Source organism: Flavobacterium gawalongense, from assembly GCF_007097265.1.
In the GTDB taxonomy this organism is placed as follows: domain Bacteria; phylum Bacteroidota; class Bacteroidia; order Flavobacteriales; family Flavobacteriaceae; genus Flavobacterium; species Flavobacterium gawalongense.
This window is the reverse complement of the sequence record NZ_VJZP01000056.1, coordinates 1-9,887: the sequence shown is the minus strand read 5'-3', so window position 1 is coordinate 9,887 and position 9,887 is coordinate 1. Positions and strand designations below refer to the sequence as shown.

General features: G+C 35.4%; 10 protein-coding genes. 9 read left to right on the top strand and 1 reads right to left on the bottom strand.

What is annotated here, in order from left to right; genetic code table 11:
* Window positions 1-230: 230 nt before the first annotated feature.
* The 3 genes from FNW38_RS16885 (at window position 231) to FNW38_RS16875 (ending at window position 2,363) form a co-directional block, all read left to right on the top strand.
* The gene (locus tag FNW38_RS16885) at window positions 231-1,541 is read left to right on the top strand and encodes a fibrobacter succinogenes major paralogous domain-containing protein (RefSeq protein WP_143388930.1); all 1,311 of its coding nucleotides are present in this window, start codon (window positions 231-233) and stop codon (window positions 1,539-1,541) included.
* A gap of 332 nt (window positions 1,542-1,873) precedes the next feature.
* Window positions 1,874-2,083 carry a type II toxin-antitoxin system RelE/ParE family toxin gene (locus FNW38_RS16880; protein WP_143388937.1) on the top strand — a complete coding sequence of 70 codons (210 nt, stop codon included), beginning with the start codon at window positions 1,874-1,876 and terminating at the stop codon, window positions 2,081-2,083.
* Window positions 2,073-2,363, top strand: a complete 291-nt coding sequence (locus FNW38_RS16875; protein WP_143388936.1) for a helix-turn-helix domain-containing protein — start codon at window positions 2,073-2,075, stop codon at window positions 2,361-2,363. The genes FNW38_RS16880 and FNW38_RS16875 overlap by 11 nt, the downstream gene beginning before the upstream one ends.
* Before the next feature lie 134 nt (window positions 2,364-2,497).
* Here the strand turns inward: FNW38_RS16875 and FNW38_RS16870 are convergent, their stop codons facing one another.
* Window positions 2,498-3,088 carry a thymidine kinase gene (locus tag FNW38_RS16870; RefSeq protein ID WP_143388938.1) on the bottom strand — a complete coding sequence of 197 codons (591 nt, stop codon included), beginning with the start codon at window positions 3,086-3,088 and terminating at the stop codon, window positions 2,498-2,500.
* Between the two features lie 197 nt (window positions 3,089-3,285).
* Here FNW38_RS16870 and FNW38_RS16865 point away from each other — a divergent pair, with 197 nt between their 5' ends.
* From FNW38_RS16865 to FNW38_RS16840, 6 genes are all read left to right on the top strand, one after another.
* The gene (locus tag FNW38_RS16865; protein ID WP_143388931.1) at window positions 3,286-4,281 is read left to right on the top strand and encodes a hypothetical protein; all 996 of its coding nucleotides are present in this window, start codon (window positions 3,286-3,288) and stop codon (window positions 4,279-4,281) included.
* 233 nt (window positions 4,282-4,514) lie between these two features.
* Window positions 4,515-5,228 carry a 16S rRNA (cytidine(1402)-2'-O)-methyltransferase gene (rsmI, locus tag FNW38_RS16860; protein WP_039108596.1) on the top strand — a complete coding sequence of 238 codons (714 nt, stop codon included), beginning with the start codon at window positions 4,515-4,517 and terminating at the stop codon, window positions 5,226-5,228.
* 7 nt (window positions 5,229-5,235) lie between these two features.
* A complete protein-coding gene (locus FNW38_RS16855) occupies window positions 5,236-5,580 on the top strand; it encodes a HopJ type III effector protein (protein WP_143388932.1) in 345 nt (114 codons plus the stop codon).
* 420 nt (window positions 5,581-6,000) lie between these two features.
* Window positions 6,001-7,689 carry a single-stranded-DNA-specific exonuclease RecJ gene (recJ, locus tag FNW38_RS16850; RefSeq protein WP_143388933.1) on the top strand — a complete coding sequence of 563 codons (1,689 nt, stop codon included), beginning with the start codon at window positions 6,001-6,003 and terminating at the stop codon, window positions 7,687-7,689.
* Window positions 7,690-7,702: 13 nt separating this feature from the next.
* The gene (locus tag FNW38_RS16845; RefSeq protein WP_143388934.1) at window positions 7,703-8,974 is read left to right on the top strand and encodes an MFS transporter; all 1,272 of its coding nucleotides are present in this window, start codon (window positions 7,703-7,705) and stop codon (window positions 8,972-8,974) included.
* Window positions 8,975-9,376: 402 nt separating this feature from the next.
* Window positions 9,377-9,733 (top strand): hypothetical protein, encoded by a 357-nt coding sequence (locus FNW38_RS16840; protein WP_143388935.1) that lies wholly within the window; start codon window positions 9,377-9,379, stop codon window positions 9,731-9,733.
* The last annotated feature ends 154 nt before the right edge of the window (window positions 9,734-9,887 follow it).

Sequence of the window (9,887 nt, the reverse complement as noted above, 5' to 3'; positions counted from 1 at the left end):
ATTTTATGAAATATAAGTTGTTAACAATGAAAATGTTAAAACAATATTTTTTGAGATGTTTTTTGCGTAAGGTGAGTTAAGTAATTTTAATTCAAAGTTACAAAATAAATTGACATTTAGGCTATTCCTAAATATCACTAAAACTGGGTATTGTGTAGGGAGTTGAAAAAACTCACCTTGCGATTGGAAATTTAAAAAAACAGACAAAACATTAAAATAAACTTAAAAAGATGAAAAAGAAAATTTATTTATTAGGAGGAATACTATTAACCATAATTATTGCTTTTAGTTGTAGTTCTGAAAATAGTCCTTCTACAGAAAACACACCAACTTTACCTATAATTTCTACATTGACTGTTACAAAATCCGGAACTACTACAGCTTCATCCGGCGGTAACATTTCTTCAGATGGTGGTGAAAATATTACTTCTCGAGGAGTTGTATGGAATACTAGTCAAAATCCAACAATTGTGAATTCAAAAACTATTGATGGGATAGGAATAGGAAACTTCAATTCAGCTATTACCGGTTTGTTAGCAAATACTACTTACTACTTTAGAGCTTATGCAACCAATAGTGTTGGTACAGCCTATGGAAATGAAATTACATATATAACTTCCGCAATTTCAACATTACCCACACTTACAACTTCTTCTATTAGCAATATTACAGCTTCAACTGCAATAAGTGGTGGCAATATAACCTCAGACGGAGGATCAACAATCATAAATCGTGGTATCGCATGGAGTATAAACCAAAATCCGATTGTCACAAATTCAAAAACTATTAATGGTAATGGTGTTGGTGTTTTTAGTTCATCCATTACTAATTTAACAGCTAATACGACATACTATATAAGAGCATATGCTACCAATAGCATCGGAACTGCTTATGGCAGTCAGGTCTCTTTCACTACAACATCTAACAGCATAGCGACAACTGTAACCGATATAGATGGAAATATCTATCCTACTATACTAATATGTAGCCAATTATGGATGAAAAAAAACCTTAATGTAAGTAAATATCGTAATGGAGATCTTATTCCACAAGTACAAGATGCAACTCAATGGAATAATTTAACCACTGGAGCATGGTGTTATTATGCAAATCAGACTGCAAATGGTACCGTGTATGGTAAATTATATAATTGGTATGCGGTAAATGATTCTCGCGGATTAGCTCCGGCAGGTTGGCATATTCCTTCAAATAATGAATGGGTTACACTTGAAAATTGTTTGGGTGGATGGGCTTCCGCAGGATTTAAGATGAAAGAGATTGGAACTGCTCATTGGCAGCCAACTAATGATGGAGCAACAAATAGCTCTGATTTCACTGGAATCCCAGGTGGATTAAGGATTTCAAATCCCGGAACGGTTGATTTCTCCCAAATTAATTATGAAGGATTCTGGTGGTCTACTTCCGAAAGTAGTGATTATTATGGTAAAACTTGTAGAATTTTGAATTCAGATGTAGGCTATTTAGGAACTAGTGCTGTAGATTTAATTCAAGGTCTTTCAGTACGTTGTCTAAAGGATTAGGGATTCAATATTGAATAAATATTTTTAACTTAAAAAGTTATTAAAAATAAGAAAAGACTGTCTGAAAATTATTTTAGACAGCCTTTTTATTCATGTTAAACTTAAAAAAAAACTTCCTGCAGCAAGGCGTTTTCAACGAATTTGGGTTATAACCTCAATTTAATGTTTGTCTTATACATGAATTTCAATGTTAAACCGAAAATAAATCTGAACAAAATGAATACACAACCTTGTTTTAAATCCTTGTAAACGAACTCTCCTTGTGGATAATACTTCCAAAATCACATTGAAAAAATTGTTTTTATGTAACTTTTAAATTACCTTTAAAATGAATAGAAGGAACAAATGGACTTTATGAAGCAAGAATACAATTGGCTTCAAACATTTGGAGGGTTTTCTGTTTTTTTGACCATGGAAGACTTGTTATTTTGCTAAACGGCTTTCAAAAGAAAAAACAAAAAACGCCTAAAAATGAGATTGATAAAGCCTTGCGTTTAATGAAACAATATTATGAAGAAAAATCAAATGAAAATGGAAACTAAAAGCTGGAAAGAAATTAAAGATACCGTTTACGGGGAAAAAGGAACGGAAAGACGTGATGAATTGGAAAGAGATTTTGAAGGATTTAAAATTGGATTGCAATTAAAAAAAGCGCGTTTAGAAAAACACTTAACGCAAACAGAGCTTGCAGAACTTGTCGATAAAAAAAGAGAATATATTTCCAAAATCGAGAATAACGGTAGCAATCTTACGCTTAAAACGTTATATGATATTGTAGAAAAAGGTTTAGGTGGAAAAGTTAAAATTCAGATTGAAATATAACCACTCCACAAGAAAGTTTAAAAAAACCCTTTCAAAATTTAAACATTTGAAAGGGTTTGTCTTTTTCAAAACTTTATATTTCAATCCAGTTTCGGCTCCCTCTCCTTTGGAGAGGGTTGGGGAGAGGATTTATTTTACTTCTCCTGATCTTTCTTCATCGCGTGATAATACGCAGCACGACTCAACGGTTCGTATTCTTCGGTTTCGCCTAGCATGACGAGTTTATCATTATCAGTTTTACGGAAACTGTAATTAGCGAGATTTCCGGTACGGGTACATACGGCGTGCACTTTGGTGACATATTCGGCAGTCGCCATTAATGCAGGCATCGGACCAAAAGGATTTCCCTTGAAATCCATATCCAATCCGGCAACAATGACACGGATTCCCTGGTTCGCCAAATCATTACAAATTTTGACAATTTCGTCATCAAAAAACTGCGCTTCATCAATTCCCACGACATCACAACCTTGCGCCAAAATAGCAATATTTGCAGCAGCAGGAACGGGTGTGGAACGGATTTCGTTGGCGTCATGCGACACCACCATATCGTCATGATAGCGCGTATCAATTTCCGGTTTGAAAATTTCTACTTTTTGTTTGGCAAACTGCGCTCTTTTCAGACGACGGATCAGTTCCTCGGTTTTACCCGAAAACATGGAGCCACAAATGACTTCGATCCAACCAAATTGTTCTTTATGATTTACTGTATTTTCGAGAAACATTTTGTATTTTTCTGACTTAAAAAATGAATAGTTTTTATTACTTTGTAACGGATAAAACCGACTTAAAAATTTTATACTTTTACGTCGTTTCAAAAGTATGACATTTTTATTAAAGGTTACTTCTTCCTTAGGCTAAATAAAACTCAGGAAGAAATTTATTGAAAAAGACCCGCCTAACACACTATAATTTCAAAGTTATGAAAAAAAAATTGGAAGCCGATTTAATCAGCATTGCACACAGAATATTACAACTAAAAAATAAATCTGATATCAATCAATTATATCTGGAAACACAGAAACTATATGAAAAACTTTCTGTCTTGCGGTTTGTAGACGAGCATTTTAGTGATGTAAAACCAACTATTGGAATTACTAAAATTGAAAGAAAAATTGAGGAAATTTTTGACCAAAAGGAAGCTGCACAACCTGAAACAGACACAGCTGTTGAAGAAATTATAGTAGAAAAAACAGTTAAAACTCCTTTGGAACATACCCCTGAAACAACTGGATTATTTCAGCCAGCGACCACCATAGCTACCGAAGAAATAATTTCTTCAGTGGTAATCGAAACACCTTTAGAGGAAAAAGAAGAAACAGTCGCTGAGGAAGAAACTATAATTGAAGAAGAAAAAGTAGCAGAAGAGGAAACAGCAATTGAAGAAGAAATAACGGCGTCGGAAACTGCTCCATTCATTCCTGCTTTCGAATTATCAGAAGAAGAGGAAGTTGAAGAAGAAAAAGTGGCAGAAATTGAAGCGCCAAAGAAACCGGAAGCAGTACAAATTTCTTTCGAAGATTTATTAGGCGGAAATTACAGTGATGCCCAGTTTGTAAAAGTACATCCGCTTGAAAACATTCCTACTGCCATTGCAATTGATTTCGAAGAAAAACAATTGGATACTATTGAAGAAGTTAAACCAGAACCGGTGGAACCAAAAATAGTTCCCTTAAACGAAAAATTGGCGAAAGGCATCAATATTGATTTAAATGACCGAATTGCATTTACAAAACACCTTTTTGGCAACAGCAGCGAGGATTACAACCGTGTTTTAAATCAATTAATCACGTTTGATACGTTCTACGAAACCAGAGATTTTATTCAGGAAATGGTAAAACCAGATTACAATAACTGGAAAGGAAAACAAGATTACGAGGAACGTTTTATGGATATTATAGAGAAAAAATTCTTGTAATTCCGTTTTAAATGTTCTCAATATTCATTTAAAGAAATACAGATTTTATAGCAATTTGTTTTTAATTAAAATGACTATCCTTACTGCAACCTAATCTAAAATATTTGCTACGAATTACACGAAAAAAACACTAATTTCTTTAATTTCTAACGAAAAATTCGTCTAAAATTGGTGCAATTCGTGGCTAATTTTTTTAGTAGTCCATACGGTCAAGCATTTTAATTATTTTATCTATGTCAAAATTATATATCGTTCCCACGCCTATTGGCAATCTTGAAGACATGACTTTTCGAGCGATTCGGATTCTTAAAGAAGTCGATTTGATTCTCGCCGAAGACACGCGAACCAGTGGGAAATTGTTAAAGCATTTCGAAATTGGCACACATATGTACAGCCATCACATGCACAATGAGCACAAAACAATTGAGAATTTAATTTCGAGATTGAAAGCCGGAGAAAATATCGCCTTGATTTCGGATGCGGGAACGCCTGCCATTTCTGATCCTGGATTTTTATTAACTCGCGCTTGTGTCGAAAACGGAATTGACGTGGAATGTTTGCCTGGTGCAACGGCTTTTGTTCCAGCCTTAGTCAATAGCGGTTTACCCAATGACAAATTTGTTTTCGAAGGATTTTTGCCTGACAAAAAAGGACGTCAAACTCGATATTTAGCTTTGGCAGAAGAAACCCGTACGATGATTTTGTATGTTTCGCCACATAAATTAGTAAAAACTTTAGCAGAGTTCATCACCTATTTTGGCGAAGACCGTCAAATATCAGTTTCCAGGGAATTGTCGAAAATGCATGAAGAAAACATTCGTGGAACGGTCAAAGAAGTCGTAGCCCATTTTGAAAAAATAGCTCCAAGAGGAGAAATTGTCGTGGTGGTGAGTGGAAAAACAATTACCAAAGACCCTAAAAAATCAAAATTTTCATCAGAAGAATAATATAAATATGAGTCCAGCATCTTTCTTAGAAAAACTAAAACAAACTCCAGAAGCAATCGCGTTTACAGAAACCATTGCAACCATTGAAGAAAACTATATTTTTACTCCAACCACATTTCAGAACGGTTCTCAAATCAATGCCACAGGAGAAAATTCCGGTTCTTGCAAATTATTTGCTTTTGCCCAATTGCAAAACTTAACTGAAGCTGAAACGTTAGCGTGTTTTGGAGCGTATTATTACGAAGACGTTTTGAAAAACCCAGAAGGAACCGATCACCAAAACATTCGCAACTTTATGAAAACAGGATGGAACGGAATCCAGTTTGAAGGAACGGCTTTGGTTTCGAAATAAAAAATAAAGTTAATATCAAATGTCAAGTCAAGCGCAATGTCATTAAGTTAAGGTTTCGTCAGTTCGAGTTGAGTAGCAATTTGCGATAGAAAATTGCTGCGAAGTATCGAGAACCCTTTTATAATAAAGGCTTCTCGATACAATTTTAAACATTAAAGCTGTCGCATTACAGTTCAAAATTACTACCATTGACGTTTTTGTTTAATGTATTGAAAATCAATAATTTAACAAAATTAACATGCAAGAATAATACGTCATTTTATATTGCTTTTTTTGTAAAAAAATTAAGCCTCGAAGTGACGGTCAAAACTGCTTATATTAATGACATTGACATCGAGCGCAGTCAAGACCAATTAATGCGTGTCGATTGCGCTCGACTTGGCAAAATCCCTACTCAAAATCTTATAATCCTCAATCAATATGCGTTGGACCCTAAAATCAAAACCTTCCGAAGATACCGTGAAACATCTTGCTCAAGCTTTGAATGTGAAAGATTTTGTGGCAACACTACTAGTGCAACGCGGTATTGAAAATTTTGAAGATGCCAAACGATTTTTTCGTCCCAGTTTAGATGATTTACACAATCCGTATCTTATGAAAGATATGGAAAAGGCAGTGGAACGAATTGAAAAAGCGATTGAAAATCAGGAAAACATTCTCGTTTTCGGCGATTATGATGTCGATGGTACCACAGCCGTTTCACTTGTTTCTTCGTATTTGAGAACCTATTATCCTAACATTGCCACTTACATTCCGGATCGTTATAATGAAGGATACGGGATTTCTTTTACAGGAATTGACTTTGCTGATGATAATGGATTCTCGCTTATTATTGCTTTAGATTGTGGTATAAAATCCATCGATCATGTGGCCTACGCCAAAAAGCGAAACATTGATTTTATCATCTGTGATCACCACAGGCCCGGTAAAAATTTACCAGAAGCCGTTGCCGTTCTCGACCCAAAACGAGATGATTGCAATTATCCTTATGACGAATTATGCGGTTGCGGAATAGGTTTCAAATTGATTCAGGCTTTAGGCCAAAACCGTAAGGAAACCATCGAAGATTTATTTCCTTATCTGGATTTGGTTGCGGCTGCAATTGCCGCTGATATTGTCCCGATGACTGGCGAAAATAGAGTATTGGCTTATTTTGGTTTACAAGTTATCAACTCAGATCCAAGACCCGGAATCAAAGCAATAATCCACCAAATAAAAAAACAAACCTTAGACATTACCGATGTCGTTTTCATCATCGCACCAAGAATTAATGCAGCCGGACGGATCAAACATGGCAATCACGCGGTACAATTGTTAACCGAATTTGATTTTGAACAAGCGCAACAATTTGCTTCTGAAATCGAAAAATACAATTCGGATCGAAAAGAATTAGACAAACAAATCACTAAAGAAGCGCTTTCGCAAATTGAAGACAACAAGGAAAAAGAACGCTTTACCTCAGTGGTTTTTCAAGAGGATTGGCACAAAGGCGTCATCGGTATTGTAGCTTCCCGGTTGATAGAAACGTATTATCGTCCGACCTTAGTTTTTACAAAAAGTGGCGATAAATATGCGGCTTCCGCGCGTTCCGTAAAAGGATTTGATGTGTATAATGCATTGGAAGCCTGCGCTGAACATTTAGAGCAATTTGGTGGTCACATGTATGCTGCGGGAATGACTTTAAAGGAAGAAAATTACCAGCTTTTCAAAGATGCTTTCGAAAAAGAAGTCGAAAAAACCATTCATCCTGATATGCTGACTCCAGAAATTTCGGTTGATGCCGAAATTAATTTTGCCGATATTACTCCAAAACTGACTCGGATTCTAAAACAATTCGAACCTTTTGGACCACAAAATATGACACCCGTTTTCCTGACCAAAAATGTAAAAGACACCGGTTACGGAAAACCAATGGGACAAGAAGACGAACATTTAAAACTGTTTGTAAAACAAAATAATTCCGAAGGCATTGCTGCGATAGGCTTTGGCTTAGGCAATAAATTAGAAACAACTAAAAACGGACAACCTTTTGAAATGGTTTATTCTATTGATGAAAACGAGTGGAACGGAAAAGTAAGTTTACAATTACGATTAAGAGATATTAAATAATTTGGTTACCAAAATGAAAAAAACATACGATCCCTACGCAGCCTTGCGTTATAAAGAATTCAACACCTTTTTATTATTACGTTTTGCCATGGTTTTTGCCTGGTCCATGCAATTTATTGTTATTGAATGGCAAGTGTATAGTTTGACCAAAAACCCACTTTCACTAGGAATCATTGGATTGATGGAAGTAATTCCTGCTATTGCCATGGCATTGTTTGCAGGACACATTGTGGATCAAAAGGAAAAAAAAGGACTTTTTTTCAAGTGTATTTTAGGATTTTCGGTAATCAGTTTTGGGTTGTTTTTATTAACATGGCCGCCAATTGTAAGCGGGTATTCCACAAAAGTAATTTTGTACGGCATTTATTTTCTGGTTTTTCTGGGGGGAATTGTACGCTCCTTTCTTGGTCCAACCATATTTTCCCTTTTATCCTTGATTGTCCCTAAAAAAGTATATCCAAACGCGGCTACCTGGAGTAGTTCGGTTTGGCAAATAGGTGCTGTTTTAGGACCGGCTGTAGCGGGTTTCTCTATTACTTTGATTGGTGTTCACTGGTCGATGTGTTCTGTTTTTTTGTGTTCCGTTTTTTCTTTAATCGCTTTGTCTCAAATAGCCGCTAAGCCTATTTTGAATCCAAAAATTGGCGAACCCATTATGGAAAGTTTAAAAGAAGGTGTGAAATTTGTTTTCCATAACAAAACTGTTTTGGGAGCTTTATCACTGGATATGGTGGCGGTTCTTTTTGGCGGAGCGGTAGCCTTGTTACCCATTTTTGCTCAGGATATTTTAAAAGTGGGCCCCGAAGGCTTTGGTGTGTTGCGCGCCGCTCCAGCGGTTGGTTCGTTTTTAACACTTATTATTTCAGCATATGTGCCTATGAATAAAAACGCGGGAATAAAGCTTTTGTCAGCCATTTTTGCCTTTGGAATCTGTATTATTGTTTTTGGACTTTCCACTATTTTCTGGTTGTCTGTATTGGCATTATTTTTAAGCGGTGCTGTTGATGGAATTTCGGTAGTGATACGTCAAACTATTTTACAATTGAAAACACCGGATCACATGCGAGGCCGGGTTTCGGCAGTGAATTCTATATTTGTAGGTTCATCCAATGAACTAGGCGCTTTTGAAAGCGGATTGACCGCAAAACTAATGGGAACGGTAACTGCAGTTGTTTTTGGTGGAAGCATGACCCTTTTAATAGTACTTGGAACAGGAATATTTTCTCCTTCATTTAGAAAATTGGACTTACAAAAGGACATTGACGAACATGAAAAAGGCGAGTAATTACTACTGTCTGGACACAAATATATTTATACATTAGAATAGAACACAGATTTGACAGATTAGGCAGATTGTCACAGATTTTTTAAATTATAACATGAAAAAGCCAACATGATTATGATACTTCTGTGCACAACTTTTTCAATTAGAAAAGAACAAATTTAAATCTGTGTCAATTTGTTCGATCCGTGTTATCTGTGTTCTGTTTTCAGATGTCTCCAGACGGCAGGATTACTTACCGATTTTTTTATGACTTTTTTATATTTTTTTATTTAGAATAAATCTAAATAATTATTATATTTGTTTCAAAAAAATTCCAAATGGAATTGCCATGATTCAAAAATCAGTATCAATAATGAAGAACGGCGATACCATATTCCTTAAAAACAGAAATAGAATCTTCATATGAAAGAAATAAAACAAATATATTATAACGATTTAGGAACTTCTTTCTACTGGAAAAAAGAGAATGAAGTGGTGACGGATAAAGTACAATTGATTTTTAGAGAAACGGGATTTTATCTTACCAAGCACGAACTCCATCTATTTAAGTCTTGCATAGAAGAAAGTAGTATACTAAACAAATGTTGCGATGATTGCGAACTGAAAAACAAATGCCACAAATTTTTGCTAAATACACCTTGTTCCCAAATTGATTTGGCCGTTTCCATGGAAGAATTAAATGCCGTAAAAGACTTGGTGGAAGGGACTTTGTTTAAAATAAATCTGGAAGATTATTTGTATGGTGTGGGAATGAATTAAGGATGATTTTTTTTAAACTAACTATCGCTAGGAATTAGCACTCTTATTTTAAGAACTTTTATAATGCAAGAATGGGCGCAAAGGTCGAGTAGGCAAAAGCCTTGCAGCAAAAGCCTCTCACAGAACCGTACGTGAAACTCTCGCTTCATACGGC

What these genes read in the sequence shown, in the direction of transcription:
- FNW38_RS16885 (WP_143388930.1), top strand. Translation starts at nt 231, where the DNA reads ATGAAAAAGAAAATTTATTTATTAGGAGGAATACTATTAACCATAATT.
- FNW38_RS16875 (WP_143388936.1), top strand. Translation starts at nt 2,073, where the DNA reads ATGGAAACTAAAAGCTGGAAAGAAATTAAAGATACCGTTTACGGGGAA.
- FNW38_RS16870 (WP_143388938.1), bottom strand. Translation starts at nt 3,088, where the DNA reads ATGTTTCTCGAAAATACAGTAAATCATAAAGAACAATTTGGTTGGATC.
- FNW38_RS16865 (WP_143388931.1), top strand. Translation starts at nt 3,286, where the DNA reads ATGAAAAAAAAATTGGAAGCCGATTTAATCAGCATTGCACACAGAATA.
- rsmI (WP_039108596.1), top strand. Translation starts at nt 4,515, where the DNA reads ATGTCAAAATTATATATCGTTCCCACGCCTATTGGCAATCTTGAAGAC.
- FNW38_RS16855 (WP_143388932.1), top strand. Translation starts at nt 5,236, where the DNA reads ATGAGTCCAGCATCTTTCTTAGAAAAACTAAAACAAACTCCAGAAGCA.
- recJ (WP_143388933.1), top strand. Translation starts at nt 6,001, where the DNA reads ATGCGTTGGACCCTAAAATCAAAACCTTCCGAAGATACCGTGAAACAT.
- FNW38_RS16845 (WP_143388934.1), top strand. Translation starts at nt 7,703, where the DNA reads ATGAAAAAAACATACGATCCCTACGCAGCCTTGCGTTATAAAGAATTC.
- FNW38_RS16840 (WP_143388935.1), top strand. Translation starts at nt 9,377, where the DNA reads ATGAAAGAAATAAAACAAATATATTATAACGATTTAGGAACTTCTTTC.